11 protein-coding genes are annotated in these 16841 nt (G+C 63.2%); 8 read left to right on the top strand and 3 right to left on the bottom strand.

Annotated elements, in window-relative coordinates; all coding sequences use genetic code 11:
- The first annotated feature begins 31 nt into the window (after nt 1–31).
- The 3 genes from ACJ8HB_RS12790 to ACJ8HB_RS12800 all read left to right on the top strand — a co-directional run bounded on the left by ACJ8HB_RS12790 (nt 32) and on the right by ACJ8HB_RS12800 (nt 3531).
- On the top strand, nt 32–1435 hold the full coding sequence (locus ACJ8HB_RS12790; RefSeq protein ID WP_039566058.1) for an NAD(P)/FAD-dependent oxidoreductase: 1404 nt from the start codon (nt 32–34) through the stop codon (nt 1433–1435).
- On the top strand, nt 1425–2648 hold the full coding sequence (locus ACJ8HB_RS12795) for an FAD-dependent oxidoreductase (protein ID WP_094860088.1): 1224 nt from the start codon (nt 1425–1427) through the stop codon (nt 2646–2648). The genes ACJ8HB_RS12790 and ACJ8HB_RS12795 overlap by 11 nt, the downstream gene beginning before the upstream one ends.
- A 112-nt stretch (nt 2649–2760) precedes the next feature.
- Nucleotides 2761–3531: a DeoR/GlpR family DNA-binding transcription regulator gene (locus ACJ8HB_RS12800; protein ID WP_039566063.1), complete on the top strand. Its 771-nt coding sequence runs from the start codon at nt 2761–2763 to the stop codon at nt 3529–3531.
- 72 nt (nt 3532–3603) lie between these two features.
- On the opposite strand, the gene ACJ8HB_RS12805 is transcribed toward ACJ8HB_RS12800, so the two are convergent.
- The 3 genes from ACJ8HB_RS12805 to ACJ8HB_RS12815 form a co-directional block, all read right to left on the bottom strand.
- Nucleotides 3604–5898: an FdhF/YdeP family oxidoreductase gene (locus tag ACJ8HB_RS12805; protein WP_094860087.1), complete on the bottom strand. Its 2295-nt coding sequence runs from the start codon at nt 5896–5898 to the stop codon at nt 3604–3606.
- 206 nt (nt 5899–6104) lie between these two features.
- On the bottom strand, nt 6105–7778 hold the full coding sequence (ggt, locus tag ACJ8HB_RS12810; RefSeq protein ID WP_049196918.1) for a gamma-glutamyltransferase: 1674 nt from the start codon (nt 7776–7778) through the stop codon (nt 6105–6107).
- A 161-nt stretch (nt 7779–7939) separates the two neighbouring features.
- Complete coding sequence (locus ACJ8HB_RS12815) at nt 7940–8803, bottom strand: LysR substrate-binding domain-containing protein (protein ID WP_033634584.1); 864 nt, start codon at nt 8801–8803, stop codon at nt 7940–7942.
- Nucleotides 8804–8946: 143 nt separating this feature from the next.
- Here ACJ8HB_RS12815 and ACJ8HB_RS12820 point away from each other — a divergent pair, with 143 nt between their 5' ends.
- From ACJ8HB_RS12820 to ACJ8HB_RS12840, 5 genes are all read left to right on the top strand, one after another.
- Complete coding sequence (locus ACJ8HB_RS12820; RefSeq protein ID WP_043147488.1) at nt 8947–10077, top strand: agmatine deiminase family protein; 1131 nt, start codon at nt 8947–8949, stop codon at nt 10075–10077.
- 85 nt (nt 10078–10162) lie between these two features.
- Complete coding sequence (locus ACJ8HB_RS12825) at nt 10163–10843, top strand: class I SAM-dependent methyltransferase (RefSeq protein ID WP_041035165.1); 681 nt, start codon at nt 10163–10165, stop codon at nt 10841–10843.
- 215 nt (nt 10844–11058) lie between these two features.
- Nucleotides 11059–12201 (top strand): efflux RND transporter periplasmic adaptor subunit, encoded by a 1143-nt coding sequence (locus ACJ8HB_RS12830; protein ID WP_033634581.1) that lies wholly within the window; start codon nt 11059–11061, stop codon nt 12199–12201.
- 1 nt (nt 12202) lies between these two features.
- Nucleotides 12203–15340, top strand: a complete 3138-nt coding sequence (locus ACJ8HB_RS12835) for an efflux RND transporter permease subunit (RefSeq protein ID WP_094860086.1) — start codon at nt 12203–12205, stop codon at nt 15338–15340.
- A 1-nt stretch (nt 15341) separates the two neighbouring features.
- Nucleotides 15342–16784: an efflux transporter outer membrane subunit gene (locus ACJ8HB_RS12840; protein WP_033634579.1), complete on the top strand. Its 1443-nt coding sequence runs from the start codon at nt 15342–15344 to the stop codon at nt 16782–16784.
- Nucleotides 16785–16841: the final 57 nt, after the last annotated feature.

The following is a 16841-nucleotide window of genomic DNA, read 5'->3' on the forward strand; positions in this document are numbered from 1 at the left end:
TGTGGTTATCACATCAAAACGGGACATCAGCATGATGGAAGAACAAACGGGTTGGGACATTGTCGTGATTGGCGGCGGTGTGGTCGGGTGTGCGGTATTCCGCAAATTCTGCCTGATGGGCGCCCGTACGCTGCTGTTGGAAAAGGGGGGCGATATCCTGTCCGGCGCCAGCAAAGCCAACAGCGCGCTGCTGCATACCGGCTTCGATGCGCCCAGCGGCAGCCTGGAGCTGCGCTGCATGCAGGCCGGCTACCGGGAATTTATCGCCATCCGCGAGCGCATGAATCTGCCGCTGCTGCCCACCGGCGCGCTGGTCGTGGCCTGGGACGAGCAGCAGTTGGCGGCGCTGCCCGCGATCGTGCAGCAGGCGCATGACAACGGCGTGCCGGACGTGGCGCAGATCGACGCCGCCGAGCTGTATCGCCGTGAGCCGCAGCTGGCGCCCGGCGCATTGGCGGCGGTAGAGGTGCCGGGCGAGAGCGTGATCGATCCCTGGAGCACGCCGCTGGCTTACCTGACGCAGGGCGTCAAACACGGCGGCGACTATCGCTTCAATACCGAGGTGACCGGCGCCGAACGCTTGCCGACCGGCTGGCGGCTAACCAGCAACCGGGGCGAGTTTCACGGCAAAATCGTCATCAACTGCGCCGGCAATCAGGGCGACCGGGTAGAAAGTTTCTGCCATCAGCCCGAGTTTGAAATCCGCCCGCGCAAAGGGCAGTTCCTGGTGTTCGACAAGGCCGCCGCCGGGCAGGTCAACGCCATCATCTTGCCGGTACCGACGGCGATCACCAAAGGGGTGCTGCTGTCGAAAACCATCTTTGGCAATCTGTTGCTGGGGCCGACCGCCGAAGAACAGCAGGATCGCGAGACGGCGACGGTGGACGAAACCAAAATGCGCGAGCTGATCGAACAGGGGACGCGGCTGCTGCCCACGCTGGCAAATTACAGCGTGACCGCCAGCTATGCCGGATTGCGCCCGGCGACAGAGCAGAAACACTATCGCATTCAGCACTATCCCGAGCGGCAGTGGATCTGCGTGGCGGGCATTCGTTCCACCGGCCTGACGGCGGCGCTCGGCATCGCGCAATATGTGGAGCAGCTTTACCGCGACCATTTTACGCCGTGCTTCACGCCGACGGCGCCGCAGACCGTGCATTGGCCGCAGATGCCGATGCTTGCCGACTACGCGCTGCGCGATTACGCGCGCCCGGACAACGGCGGCATCGTTTGCCATTGCGAGCTGGTGACCCAGCGGGAAATCGAGGCGGCGTTCGATTCCGCCGTGCCGCCGGAGTGCATCGGCGGGCTGCGGCGGCGCACGCGCGTGATGATGGGGCGCTGCAACGGTTTTTATTGCAGCAGCCGGGTGGCGGAAATGGTAGGCGATCGTTTTGGCCAGACGCTGGCCGTAGGGAGCATTGATGAAAACTGAGTATCAGGTGGCGATTGTCGGCGCCGGGCCGGCCGGGATCGCCGCGGCGACCGCGCTGCTGCAGGCGGGGATCGAGGATGTGGTGCTCCTGGAACGGGAGCAGCAAGCGGGCGGCGTGCCGAGACACTGCCGGCACCCCACCTTCGGGCTGCAAACGTTTTACCGGCCGATGCTCGGCTCCACCTATGTCGATAAGATACTGGCGCGCGCCGGGCAGGTGGAGATCCGCACCGGCGTGACGGTGCTCGCCATCAAGCCGGACGGCGAGCTGACCATCACGGATCGCCACGGCGTCAGCACCTTGAAAGCGCAGCGGGTGATCCTGGCGACCGGCGTGCGCGAGACGCCGCGCCATCCGCGCCTGGTGAGCGGCCTGCGGCCGCAGGGCGTGCTGACCGCCGGCGCGCTGCAGCAGTTCGTCTATCTGCGCGGGCTGCAGCCGGGCAAGGCGCCGGTGGTGGTCGGCACCGAGCTGGTCAGTTTCTCCGCGCTGTGGACGCTGCGCAACGCCGGCGTGCGCGCCGTCGCCATGATTGAAAGCGGCGGCAGACCCGTCGCCTGGCGGCTGAGCGCGCTCTATGCGCGCCTGATGGGGGTGCCGATTCATTATTATTCGCGGGTGACCGATATTGCCGGCCGCGATCGGGTCGAATCCATCGAGGTGGAGAACCGCCGCGGGGAGAAACGGCGCATCGCCTGCGACAGCCTGATCTTCACCGGCCGCTTCACCGGGGAGTATACGCTGATCCGCCAGAGCCACCTGGCGCAGCGGCCGGACAGCGGCTGCCCGCTGACCGATCAGTTCGGCCGCTGTTCCGACGCCGCCTATTTCGCCGTCGGCAACATGCTGCATCCGGCGGACATGGGCGACCAGTGTTATCAGGAAGGGTTGCGCGTTGGCGAAGCCGTTGCCCGTTCGCTGCGGCGCACGCTGCCGCCGGCGCGGCAAATGCTTCCGGTGCGGCACGACGAGCGGATCCGCCTGATCGCGCCTGCCAACGTGGCGCTGATCGGCAAACCCAGCACGGTCACGATCAATATGCGGGTAGAGCGGGCGGTGTCCGGTTCGGTGGTGGTGCGGCTGGGCGAGGAAGTGCTGTATCGCAAAACGCATCGCTGCCTGCCGGAACGGCGGATCCTGCTGCGCAATATCGCTTTGCCGGCCGACGGCGAGCGTGACGCGCTGCACATCAGCATCGAATCCGCCGGGTGAACGACGGCAACGGCTTGCGTCTAACGCCATGAAACCCGTAGTATTCGGTCAGTTGACGCCGCGAGTCCGGCGGAGGCAGTCACTCTTACTTAAGGCAGCGAGTGTAATGTGAATGGATATCTCTAATTCCGTGGATAGGCGCAATGAAATACTGGCGCTGATCCAGGCCAACGGCCGGGTTTACGTGAATGAGCTGGCGGATAAATTCCAGGTTTCGCAGGAAACCATTCGGCGCGATCTGAACAAGCTGGAAGATTATCGCCTGATCAAGAAGATCCACGGCGGCGCGGTCAGCAGCCAGTTCAAATTCGAGCATGAATTCAACGAACGGGCCAAAATCGCCGAGGCCGAGAAGCGCGCCATCGCGGAGAAAGCGGTGACGCTGATCCAGCCGGGCGATACGGTGTTCGTGGATTTCGGCTCCACCACGCTGGAGTTCGCCCGGCAGCTGGCGACCGTCGATCAGCTGACGGTCATCACCAATTCGCCGCTGATCGCCAACGTCTGTCTGGAAAATGACTCCATCGACGTGGTGCTGATCGGCGGGCAGTTCATCGGCTCCAAAATGGAGTGCCTGGGGGCGATCGCGTTGAATAACATTGAGGCGTTTTTCGCCGATTACGCCATCATCGGCGCCGGCGCGGTCAATGTGCAGACCGGGGTGATGGATCAAAACGTCAATGAGGCGGCCATCGCGCGCAAAATGATTGCGCAGAGCCGCAAATGCATCGTGCTGGCGGATGAAAACAAGCTGCGCGGGCATGCGATGACCCTGGTGGCCAAATGGCCCGAGATCGATTATCTGGTGACCTCCGACAGCGGCAACGCGCTGGAGGGGCTGGTTTTCCCGGCCAACGTCAATGTGTTGGTCGCACAGGTATAACAGGTATAAAGGGTTATGAGCAGCCTTTCTCCGGGCCGAGCAACCCGGAGAAGGCCTTCAAACCGTTTTCCGCTAGGCGATCTTGACCTCACGCACCTCTTTGGATCTCAGCGTCACGCGAACTGGCACCGATTTGTACGAAGGCGTGCCGCTCTCCTCATCGATGTAATGCAATGGCACCAGCACGTTGGCCTCCGGATAGTAGGCGCCGACCGAACCGGCCGAGATGTTGTAGGCGATCACCGTGATGCCCTCCAGGCGCTGAGTACAGCCGGGCAGCGCCGTTTCCAGGTCGACCACGTCGCCATGCTCCAGCCCCAAACGTTGCAGATCGCTGTCATTCATGAACAAAACGTCGCGCCGGCCGAAAACCCCGCGGTAGCGATCATCCAGGGCATAGATGGTGGTGTTGTACTGATCGTGGCTGCGCAGCGTAATCAGCCGCAGCGTGTCTTTCTCTGCGATGGCCGCGTCTTCATGCAGCCCGCTGAACACGGAAAACATCGCTTTGCCCGTCGCCGTCGGCCACTGGCGTTCGGTCGGCGGCAACGGCATGCGGAAACCGCCGGGTTGACGAATGCGCGCGTTGTAATCGTCGAAGCCCGGAATGGTTTTTTCGATCAGATCGCGGATCACATCGTAATCTTCGATCAGCTCATCCCAGGGCACCTTGCTGGCGGGCATCACCGCTTTGGCCATGCCGGCGACGATGGCGGGTTCCGAACGCAGCAGTTCCGACGCCGGTTTGAGTTTGCCGGACGAGGCATGCACCATCGACATCGAATCCTCCACCGTCACCGATTGCCGCCCGCCGGCCTGCATGTCCAGCTCAGTGCGCCCCAGGCAGGGCAGAATGAGGGTTTGTTTCGCCACCAACAGATGGCTGCGGTTGAGTTTGGTGCCGATATGCACGCTTAATTCCAGCGCTTTCATCGCCGGGAAGCTCTGCTCGGGGTCCGGCAGCGCCACGGCGAAGTTGCCGCCCAGGCAGATCAACGCTTTCGAGGCGCCGTCGATCATCGCCTGCATGCACTTCACGGCATCATGCCCGTGGGCTTTGGGCGGCGTGAAGCCAAACACCGCTTCCAGCTTCGCCAAAAAATCGGCCGAGGGCTTTTCGGTGATGCCGACGGTGCGGTTGCCCTGCACGTTGGAGTGGCCGCGCAGCGGGCAGATGCCGGCGCCCGGTTTGCCGATATTGCCGCGCAGCAGCAGCAGATCGGCGATCAGGCGCACGTTGGCGGTGCCTTTATTGTGCTGCGTAATGCCCATGCCGTAGGTCACGATGGTGGCGTTGGATTTTGCGTAGGCGGCGGCGACCTGTTCCAGATCCTGACGCGTCAGGCCGCTCTCCGCCTCGATGCCCTCCCAACGGGTGGCCGTCAGATCGGCGGCGAAAGCTGCAAACCCTTCCGTGTGCTCGGCAATGAAGGCGTGATCCACGGCATTGCCTTGTGTTTCATCCAGCTGCAGCAGCGCTTTGGCAATGCCTTTCAGCGCCGCGGCGTCGCCGCCGGCTTTGACCTGATAGTAGGTTGAAGCGATAGGGGTCGAACTGTAGGTCGCCATTTCAATGACGTTTTGCGGATCGGTGAAACGCTCGAGCGCCCGTTCGCGCAGCGGGTTGAACACGATGATCGGCACCTTTTTGCGCGCCAGCTCATGCAGCGTGCCCATCATGCGCGGGTGATTGGTGCCCGGATTGTGCCCGATGGAGATAATCAGCTCCGCGCTGTCAAAGTCGTCCAGCGAGACGGTGCCTTTGCCGATGCCAATGGACTGCGGCAGGCCAACGCTGGTCGGCTCATGACACATATTGGAACAATCGGGGAAGTTATTGCTGCCGAATTCCCGCGCAAACAGCTGGAACAGGTAGGCCGCCTCATTGGACGCCCGGCCGGAGGTATAAAACTCCACCTGCTCCGGCGGCAGCGTCTGCAACACGGCGGCGATGCGTTGAAACGCCTCGTCCCAGGCCAGCGGGCGCAGGGTGTCCGTTCCGGCGTCATAGATCAGGGGCGTGGTCAGGCGGCCATAATCCTCCAGCTCATAATCGGTTTTCTGCAACAGCGACGTCACGGTGTTTTGCGCCAGGAATTCGGGCGTCACGCGTTTGCTGGTTGCTTCCCAGGTCACGGCTTTGGCGCCGTTTTCGCAAAACTGGAAGGTGGAGCGATGTTCTTTATCCGGCCATGCGCATCCCGGGCAATCAAACCCGTCGGGTTGATTGGTGCGCATCAGCGTCACCGGCGCTTCCAAGGTATCCATCTGCGTGCGCACGGCGATGGCCGTCGCTTTCAGCGCGCCCCAACCGCCGGCGGGCCCATCGTAAGGATGAATTCCAGGTACTGCTCGTCTTTTCGCCATGGTTGCTTGCCTCCGACATCGCTTACGATAATTGCAGGTGATTGATTTATCATGAATATTATCTTTATCGTCCAAAACGGAACCCAGGCGCCGTCGCCGTTAAACGCGGGCCTGTCGATTCAGTATAGATGAGTGAAAAAGGAGGCAGCGGCAGTCTGTTCGGGGAGAGCGGCGGCCCGTCTAACCGGAGGCGGGCCGCCGGGGCGTTACTTGTTCACCACCAGGCCGACGCCGCGGCCACGCGGATCGGACGCGGTTTCCGGCGTGCGGCCATCGATGCGGATGGCCTGAATATCCCCCATGTTCCAGCCTTGGTCTTCGAGGGTGTAGCCCATGGCTTTCAGCTCGTCCGCCGGTTTGCCGGTCAGCGGCGCAAAGCTGTCATAGTAGAGGGTGTCCTTCGGCAACAGCTGATGGTGCACGCGCTGGGCGGCCACCGCCTGCGCCAGCGGCAGGTGATAATCGTAGAGGTTGTTGATCACCTGGAAGATCGAGGTGAAGATGCGCGATCCGCCCGGCGTGCCGATCACCAGGCTGACCTCGCCGTCGCGGGTGATGATGGTCGGGCTCATCGAGGAGAGCATGCGTTTGCCCGGCTCGATGGCGTTGGCGTCGCTGCCCACCACGCCGAAGGCATTGGCGACGCCGGGTTTGGCGCTGAAGTCGTCCATCTCGTCGTTGAGCAGGAAGCCGGCGCCTTTGACCACCACGCCGCTGCCGAAGTCCCAGTTGAGCGTATAGGTGTTGCTGACCGCGTTGCCGGCGGCATCGACGATCGAGAAGTGGGTGGTTTGGTGGGTTTCCAGCCCCGGCCGCACCTGTTCGGTCGGCGAGATCGCCGTCGGGTTGATCTCGGCGGCGCGTTTCTTCAGGTAGTCGGGGGCGATCAGCTGCGCTTCCGGCACGTGAGTGAAATCCGGGTCGCCGAGGTAGTCGGCGCGATCGGCGAACACGCGTTTTTCGATTTCCGCCAGCAGGTGGATATAGCGCGCCGAGTTCAGCGGCACCCCCTTGAAATCGGCGGCGCGATCCTCTTTTATCCCCAGCAGCTGCGCCAGCGCAATGCCGCCGGAGCTGGGCAGCGGGGCGGTATATACGGTGTTGCCGCGCCAGCTGATGCGCATCGGTTCACGCCATTTCACCCGATAGTCGGCCAAATCCGCCGCGCCGATCAGCCCATTGTCGCGCTGCATTTGCGCCACCAGCAGGCGCGCGGTTTCGCCGTGATAAAAATCGTCGGCGCCCGACTTGGCGATGCGCTCGAGCGTGGCCGCCAGCTCCGGCTGTTTGAACACCGCGCCGGGCTTCATGGCGCCGAAATAGTCGCCGAAGTTGGTTTTCCCGGCGAACAGCTTGTTGGCGTCTTCACGGTACTGATACTGCTGATCCGCCACGGTGAAACCTTGCCGGGCGTAGCCGATCGCCGGCGTCAGCAGTTCGGCCCACGGCAGCTTGCCGAAGCGTTTATGCGCTTCCCACAACCCCAGCACGGTGCCCGGCACGCCGGCGGCGCGGCTGCCCACCAGGCTAAGATTTTCGATCACTTCGCCTTTCTCGTTCAGATACATAGTCTTGCCGGCGGCCTTGGGCGCCACTTCGCGGTAGTCGAGGAAATAGGGTTTGCCGTCGACGTACAGCGTCATAAAGCCGCCGCCGCCGATATTGCCGGCTTCAGGGTAGGTGACCGCCAGGGTAAAGGCGGTGGCGACCGCTGCGTCGACCGCGTTGCCGCCGGCCTGCAGAATGTGCGCGGCGACGTTAGCGCCATACCGATCCGGGGCGGCGACCGCACCGGCGGTGAGATCGGCGGCAAAGGCGGCGGGAAGGGGGCAGGCCAGGGCCACGCTCAGAGCTATCGTTTTCAATAAACCGGCAGACATAGACGATCCTTTTAGCGATGTTCAGTTATCAGGTGAATTCAACTAATTATTTTGAAACAGCAGGTTAGCGCGTTTTCTTCGGGCTGTTGCGGCGCTTTATTGAAGGTAGCAGCGGTCAGGCGGGGCCGCCTGACCAGAGTAGCGAATCGTGACGTGGCGCGTTATGCGCCGGCGGGCAGCGCCGACTGCAGCCATTGGCAGAAGTGGCGGGCGAGCGGGTTGTGTTCGCTGTCGCGGTGCAGCAGCCACGCCCAGTTGGCGCCGCGCACGCGTTGCTCGGTTAACGGTTGCAGCAGCCCGGCGTCGTGCGCGTGCTGCGCCAGCAGTTGGCTGACCAACGCGATGCCGAGGCCATTGCAGGCGGCGTCCAGCAGCAGACCGGGATCGGAGAAGTTCAGCCCGCTGTCGCGCTGGCCGACGTGCGCGCCGCCCGCCACCGTCCAGTGGCTCCAGTCCATCTCCCGTTCGCCGTGCAGGGTCACGCGCTGCTCCGCCGCCAACGCCAGCAGGCTGGGGTGGCAGGCGGGATAAAGCCGGTCGCTGCAGAGCAGGTTAAAGGTGCAGTCCGCCTGCGCGCTGAGATCGTCACGGATCGCCAGATCGATACTGTCCGTCGCCATATTCGGCGGTTCAAAGCTGGTGAACAGCCACAGGTCGACCTGCGGATGCTGCCGATTGAAGTCGCCCAGCCGCGGCGTCAGCCAGTGGCGGGCGAAAGCCGGGGTGGTGTTGACGATCAGCTGGTTGGGTTTGCGGTACTGATCCAAACGGCGAATGCCGACCGCCAGCTGTTGCAGCATCACCTGCGCGGTGCTGAACAGATCGTGGCCGGCGTCGGTCAGCGCCACGCTGCGGCCGGTGCGGAAGAACAGCGGCTGCTCCAGAAACGCTTCGAGGCTGCGGATCTGCTGGCTGATGGCCGACTGGGTAAGGTGCAGCTCTTCGGCAGCCTGATGAAAACTGCCCAGGCGCGCCGCCGCTTCGAAACCGCGCAGCGCGCTCAAAGGGGGCCAGTGTTTTAACATTATCGATAAGCCTGTCTAATCAGATATCCGCTAAATATATCGTTTGTCGCGGTGCCAGGGGAAGACTAGCATAAGATTCAACCGCATAAACGTGAATTATTCGTTTAACTTTTTGAATTATAAATGATTAAAAGAGGTCTTCAATGTCAACTCGTCGCGTGTTTATTAAACAGCTTTCCGCCGTTGCCGGGGTCGGTTTGACGGCCTCGTTAGGCATTCCGTTACGCAGTCACGCAGAAGCTGCGCTTAATCCGGCCTGGCGGATGCCCGACGAAGGGGAACCGCAGCAGCGGGCGTTTCTCGCCTTCGGCGCGCAGCGGGCCATCTGGGGCGAATTCACGGCGGATGTGCAGGCGGCGCAGGGGCGTATCGCCCGCGCCATCGCCGAGTTTCAGCCGGTGACGGTATTTTGCCGCGGCAATGAACGGCAATTGGCCGAGGCCACCTGCGGCAGTCACAACGTCAGCTATGTCGTCACCGAGCTGGATGACATCTGGGTGCGCGACTTCGGCGCCAATTTCGTCGTCAACGGCGCCGGCGAACTCGGGGCGGTGGATTTCAACTTCAACGGCTGGGGCAATAAGCAGCGGCATGCCAGGGATGCGCGCCTGGCGGCGTTTGCCGCCAACCGCTACGGTGCCGCTCAACTGCGCCGCAGCGCACTGACAGGCGAAGGCGGCGGTATCGAAGTGGACGGGCACGGCACCGGCATCATGACCGAAAGCAGCTGGGTGAATGCGAACCGTAATCCGGGCTGGAGCCGGGACCGGGTGGAGCAGGAGCTGAAAGCGATGCTCGGCCTGCGCAAAATTATCTGGCTGCCGGGCATTAAAGGCCGGGACATCACCGACGCCCACGTCGATTTTTACGCCCGCTTCGTGCGGCCGGGCGTGGTGGTGGCCAACCTGGACACCGATCCGGCCTCTTATGACCATGCGGTTACCCAGCAACATCTGGCGATCCTCAAGGCGGCGACCGACGCCGACGGCCGCCGGCTGCAGGTGCATACGCTTTCGCCGCCGCTGGCGCCGCGCGACAGCCGATTCAGCCGCAACAACCCGGATTTTGCGGCGGGCTACATCAACTATTTCGTCATCAACGGCGCGGTGATCGCCCCGGAGTTTGGCGATCCGCAGGCGGATCGGGCGGCGCTTGCGCTGCTGACGGCGCTCTATCCGCAGCGCAAGGTGGTGCAGTTGGAGATCGACGCCATCGCGGCCGGCGGCGGCGGCATTCACTGCGTGACCAGCCAACTGCCAAGGCACGGTCGGTAATACCGCGCAATGTTCAAAAAATGCGCACCGGGTTGTTTGTCACGATCGGCTGTGGTTGGCTTAGCGCTGACACAAGGAGAAAATCATGACCGATTCACCCTCGACCATTCCCACCTGGTATCGGGATCCGCGCGCGGAAGAGGCCATGGCCGATGGCCATGCGCCCATCTGGCGCCATCTTATCGGCCTGGTACCGGAAAACGAACTGTCCGGCGTGAAGGTGCTGGATTTCGGCTGCAATCAGGGCGGTTTTCTGCGCCTGCTGTACCAGCTCCGCCCATTTCAGCAGGGGCTTGGCGTTGATATCGCTCGCCGGTCCGTCGATGAAGCCAACCGGCTGAAAGGGCATCTGCCGGTGGTTTATCAAACCGATACGCGGCTGAACGGCTGGGACGACCATTTCGATATCGCCTTCAGTCATGAGGTCATCTATCTGATCGACGATATTGCCCAGCATGCTGCCGATATACTGCGGGTGCTGAAGCCGGGCGGCGTTTACTATGCGGTGACCGGTTGCCACACCGGCAACCCGCTGTGGCCGCAGTGGCGTGAACGGGTTGCTGCAGATACCCATACCGTGGTGCAGGATCGGTCGCTGGCCGACTATGCGCGCATTTTCTCCGCCGCGGGGTTCCAGGTCTCTGCCCGCAGGCTGGGCTTTTCCGGCTTCGTGCCCTATGAGTCGGACGGGTGGATGCCGGATATCGCGGCGGCAATCGACTACTATTGGCACACCAAAACGGTGTTCAGGCTGCTTAAACCCTAAAAATCCTACGTGGCGCAGCCCTCGGCTGAAGTGGAACGCTTTATTGCATTGGCTAAAAACCGCTGCGCCAGTTTGCTGAAACCACGCTGAAGCGATATTGCTCCACCGTTTCCCACTTCGACAAGATTTTACCGAATCCTTACGCAACCCTTTCAGAAGCGAATGTCGGCATTCGATATATTGAGAATAGTCATTCTCAACAGGATCGTATTGCAATGCAGAGGAAAACGCTTTTGGTGCTCGGGCTGTCGCTGTTGTTGGCCGCCTGCGATGGGCAAAACGCCGGTGCGCCAGCCGGCGCGGGCGCAGAACAGGAGGTCGGCGTGGTCACGCTGCGCGGCCAGTCAGTGACCCTGAGCAGCGAGTTGACCGGCCGGGTCAACGCCACCATGACATCCGACGTGCGGCCGCAGGTCGACGGCATCATCAAGCAGCGGCTGTTTACCGAAGGGGCCGAGGTCAAGGCCGGGCAGGTATTGTATCAAATTGACCCTGCCAGCTATCAGGCCAGCTACGATCAGGCCGCGGCCCAGCTGAAAAACGCCCAGGCCACGGTGCAATCTACCCGGCTCAAATCGCAGCGCTATGCGGCGCTGGTGAAAGAGAACGGCGTTTCTCAGCAGGATGCGGACGATGCCAAAGCCGCCTATCTGGCGGCCGTGGCGTCGGTGGCCCAATATCAGGCGGCGCTGGAGACGGCGCGCATCAACCTCGCTTATACCCAGGTGCGGGCGCCGATCGCCGGGCGTATCGGCATCTCGTCGGTGACGCCGGGCGCGCTGGTCACCGCCAGCCAAAGCGATGCGCTGGCCACCATCCGCGCGCTCGACCCGATCTATGTTGATCTGACCCAGTCCAGCGCCCAGCTGCTTAAACTGCGGCGCCAGCAGGCGGCGTTACAGCGCGGCGCGGTCACGCCGGTCGCCATCAAGCTGGAGGACGGCACGCCTTATGCTCACGCCGGCAAGCTCGAGCTGACCGAGGTGGCGGTGGACGAAGCCACCGGTTCGGTCACGCTGCGCGCGGTGTTCCCCAACCCCGAACATGAATTGTTGCCCGGTATGTATGTCCACGCCACGGTGGCTAACGGCGTCGATCCCAAAGCCATTCTGGCGCCGCAGCAGGGCATAACCCGCAATGCCAAAGGGGAAGCCACCGCGTTGGTGGTGGACGAACAGAACAAAGTGGCGCAGCGCACCGTCAGCGCCGAACGGGTGGTGGGCAGCAATTGGCTGATCGGCAGCGGGCTGAACGAAGGCGATCGCCTGATCGTCGAAGGCACCAGCAAGGTGACGATCGGCGCCGCGGTGAAGCCGGTTGAGGTTTCGGTCGACAAAACCCAACGCGGGGAGCAGTGATATGGCGCAGTTCTTTATCCGGCGGCCGGTATTCGCCTGGGTGATCGCCATCATCATCATGCTGTGCGGCCTGATGTCGATCAATTCGTTGCCCGTTTCGCAGTATCCGGACGTCTCGCCGCCGCAGATCTCCATCTCCGCCACCTACCCGGGCGCGGACGCGGAAACGCTGGAAAACAGCGTCACGCAGGTGATTGAGCAGCAGCTCACCGGCCTGGACGGCCTGCTGTATTTCTCTTCGACCAGCAGCTCCAGCGGCTCGGTCAGCATCAACGTCACCTTTGATCAGGGTACCGATCCGGATATCGCTCAGGTGCAGGTGCAAAACAAGGTGCAGCAGGCGGAAAGCCGTTTGCCGAGCGCGGTTACCGCGCAGGGCGTGACGGTCAAGAAATCCCAGAGCAGCTTCTTGCTGATCGTCGGGCTGTATGACGAAAGCGACAAGGCGACGATGGCCGATATCTCCGACTATCTGGTCAGCAACCTGCAGGATCCGCTGTCGCGCATCGAGGGTGTAGGGGACGTGCAGGTGTTCGGCTCGGAATACGCGATGCGCATCTGGCTGGATCCGACCAAGCTGGCGAGCTATGCGCTGATGCCTTCCGACGTGCAGACGGCGATCGAAGCGCAAAACACCCAGGTGTCCGCCGGCAAGATCGGCGATCTGCCGGCCGCCGCCGATCAGCAGCTGACCGCCACGGTAAAGGCGCAGTCGCGGCTGCAAACGCCGGAACAGTTTCGCAATATCATCCTGAAAAGCGACAGCAGCGGCGCGCTGGTGCGGCTGGGCGACGTGGCGCGGATTGAGCTGGGCAACGAGGATTACTCCGCCAGCGCGCGCCTCAACGGCCACCCGGCGGCGGGGATCGCGGTCAAGCTGGCGGCGGGCGCCAACGCCCTCAACACCGCCAAGCTGGTGAAGGCCAAGGTGGCGGAATACCAAAGCGCGATGCCGCAGGGCTACAAGGTGGCCTACCCGAAAGACAGCACCGACTTTATCAACATCTCGATCGAGGAGGTGGTGAAAACGCTGTTCGAAGCGGTGGCGTTAGTGGTGGTGGTGATGTTCGTGTTCCTGCAAAACCTGCGCACCACGCTGATCCCGACCATCACCGTGCCGGTGGTGTTGTTGGGCACCTTCGGCGTGCTGGCGGCGTTCGGCTATTCGATCAATACCCTGACGCTGTTCGGCATGGTGTTGGCGATAGGGCTGTTGGTGGACGACGCCATCGTGGTGGTGGAAAACGTCGAGCGCGTGATGCGGGAGGATAAGCTGCCGCCGCGCGAGGCGACGGAGAAATCGATGCGTGAAATCACCGGCGCATTGGTCGGCATCGCGCTGGTGCTGTCGGCGGTGTTTCTGCCGATGGCGTTCTTCGGCGGCTCCACCGGGGTGATCTACCGCCAGTTCTCGATCACCGTCGTCTCCTCGATGGTGCTGTCGGTGGTGCTGGCGTTGACGCTGGCGCCGGCATTGTGCGCCACGCTGCTGAAACCGGCGCACGACGCGCAGACCGACAAGGGCTGGCTGGGCAAATTCAACCGCGGCTATGACCGGCTGCAGGAGAAGTACGCCGACAAGGTCGGCGGAGTGATCCACCGGCCGACGCGCTATCTGCTGCTGTACGGCCTGCTGTTGATCGCCGCCGCCGTGATGTACCTGCGTTTGCCGACCGGCTTTCTGCCCAACGAGGATCAGGGCACGGTGATGGTGCAGTACACCTTGCCGGCCGGCGCCACCAACGCGCGCACCTCGGCGGTGAGCGAAGCGGTGACCGCCTATTTCCTCGACCAGGAAAAGGCCAACGTCAGCACCATTTTTACCATTAACGGTTTCGGCTTCAGCGGCAGCGGGCAAAACGCCGGCATGGCGTTCGTCAGCCTCAAAGACTGGAGCCAGCGCAGCGGCAGCGCGAACACCGCCGATGCCATCGCCAAACGCGCCATGGCGCACTTCGCTACGCTGCGCGACGCCCAGGTCTTCTCCATGAGCCCACCGGCGATCGACGGTTTCGGCCAGTCCGACGGCTTCACCTTCGAGCTGCAGGCCAAAGGGGCGACCACCCGCGCCGAGCTGCAGGCGATGCGCGACCAGATCGTTGCCGCTGCCAGCAACAACCCGGCGCTGCTGGCGGTGCGCGCCAATACCTTGCCGGATACCCCGCAGCTGCAGGTGGAGATCGACAACGGCAAACTGCAGGCGCTCGGCCTGAGCGCCGCCGACGTCAACAGCACCCTCAGCAGCGCGTTCGGCAGCACCTACATCAACGACTTTATCGATCGCAACCGGGTGAAAAAAGTCTATATGCAGGGCGACGTGCAGTACCGCGCCAAGCCGGAAGATCTCGACCGCTGGTTTGTGCGCGGCACCAACGCGTCCGGCGCCAGCAGCATGACGCCGTTCTCCGCCTTCGCGTCTTCGCACTGGATCTACGGGCCGGAAAACCTGTCGCGCTATAACGGGCTGTCGTCGTTCGAGATCACCGGGCAGGGCGCCACCGGCGTCAGCTCCGGTACGGCGATGAGCGAGATGGAGAAGCTGGCGGCAACATTCTCCGCCGGCAGCAGCTATTCCTGGAGCGGGCTGTCCTATCAGGAGCGGCTGACCAGCGGCCAGGCGTCGTCGCTGTACGCCATTTCGCTGATCGTGGTGTTCCTGTGCCTGGCGGCGCTGTATGAGAGCTGGTCGATTCCGTTCGCGGTGATGTTGGTGGTGCCGATGGGCGTGGTGGGATCGCTGCTGGCGATCACCCTGCGCGGGCTGGAAAACGACATCTACTTCCAGGTGGCGCTGCTCACCATCATCGGCCTGTCGGCGAAGAACGCCATTTTGATCGTCGAGTTCGCCGAGGAGATGCACCAGCGGGGTGAAACGCTGATTGGCGCGGCGGTCCACGCGGCGCGCATGCGCCTGCGACCGATCCTGATGACCTCGCTGGCGTTCACCGCCGGGGTGCTGCCGCTGGCGGTATCCAGCGGCGCCGGCGCCAACAGCCGCATCGCCATCGGCACCGGCATCATCGGCGGCACCATCACCGCCACCGCCTTGGCGATCTTTTTCGTCCCGCTGTTTTATGTGTTGGTGCGCCGCATGTTTACCCGTCGGCCCGCCAACCCGCCGTCACAGGCAGGAGAATAACGTGTTGCAACGAGTCATGATGTTAACTTTACCGCTGCTGCTGACCGGCTGTCTGTCGCTGGATCCGCACTACCAGCGCCCGGCGGCGCCGGTGCCCGCCAACCTGCCGCAGGGCGAGGCCGGCGGCAACCGGGCGCTGAGCTACCCGGACGTCGCCTGGCGCGACTATGTCCAGGACGCCAGGCTGCGCCAGGTGGTGGCGCTGGGGCTGAACGGCAGCCGCGATCTGCGCGAGGCGATCGCCAATATCGCGTCGGCGCGCGCCCTGTACGGCGAGCAGCGTTCGGCGCTGTTCCCGACGATCAACGCCACCGCCGACGGCAGCCGTGGGCGGGCACTGACCGGCAGCGGCAACGCCACCGCGCTGAGCCAAAGCTACGAAGCCGCGGCCGGCGTCAGCGCATTCGAGTTGGATCTGTTTGGCAAAAACGCCAGCCTGTCGCGCGCGGCGTTCGAAACCTATCTGGCGAACTCGGAGGCGGCGAAAAGCACCCGCCTGACGCTGATCGCCGATATCGTCACCGACTGGGTGGCGGTGGCGGCCGAGCGCAGCAATCTGGCGGTGGCGCAGCAGACGATGGCGAGCGCCAAACGGTCGCTGGACGTCACGCGCAACAATCAACAGCATGGGATTGCGTCGCTGGTTGACGTGGCGTCGGCGGAAACCGTCTATCAGCAGGCGCGATCGGATGCCGCCAGCTACGCTACCAGCGCCGCGCAGGCGAAAAACGCGCTGGATTTGGCGGTGGGGCAAAGCGTGCCGGAAAGCCTGCTGCCGAGCGGCATCGAGGCGCTCGGCGGGATCATGCGCGATCTGCCGGCCGGCGTCTCTTCGCAAGTGTTGCTGAAGCGGCCGGACGTACTGCAGGCCGAGCATAACCTGAAATCCGCCAACGCCAATATCGGCTCGGCGCGGGCGGCGTTCTTCCCGTCGATCAGCCTGACCGCCAGCGGCGGGGTGGGCAGCGGTGAACTCTCCTCGTTGTTCAGTCACGGAGCCGGCGTCTGGTCGTTCGCACCGAGCATCAGCCTGCCGATCTTCAGCGGCGGCTATAACACGGCTCAGTTGAACTACACCCAGGCGCAGAAAGACCTGTATGTCGCCACCTATGAGAAAGCGGTGCAGACGGCATTTCAGGAAACCGCCGACGCGCTGGCGCGCAAGGCCACGCTGCAGGAGCAGCTGGCGGCGCAGACCGGCTATGTGGCGGCGGCGCAGCAATATTATCGCCTGGCCGAGCTGCGTTACCGCCAGGGCGTTGACAGCTACCTGACGCTGCTGGACGCGCAGCGCACGCTGTACACGGCGCAGCAGGCGCTGATCGCCGCGCAGCAGACCGCGTATGACAATCAGGCCACCCTGTATAAAGTGTTGGGCGGCGGCGTTGCCGCCGAGCGGCAGGGGGACGGCGTCATCGCCGACAAGACGACGCTCAGCCGCTAACCGTCAACCGCGCGCGCCGGGAGTGTGGCTGTGCGCGGTTTTTTTATGGAAAGTGTA

Origin of the sequence: Serratia sp. CY27727 (assembly GCF_052169275.1) — a bacterium.
Classification (GTDB): Bacteria; Pseudomonadota; Gammaproteobacteria; order Enterobacterales; family Enterobacteriaceae; genus Serratia; species Serratia sarumanii.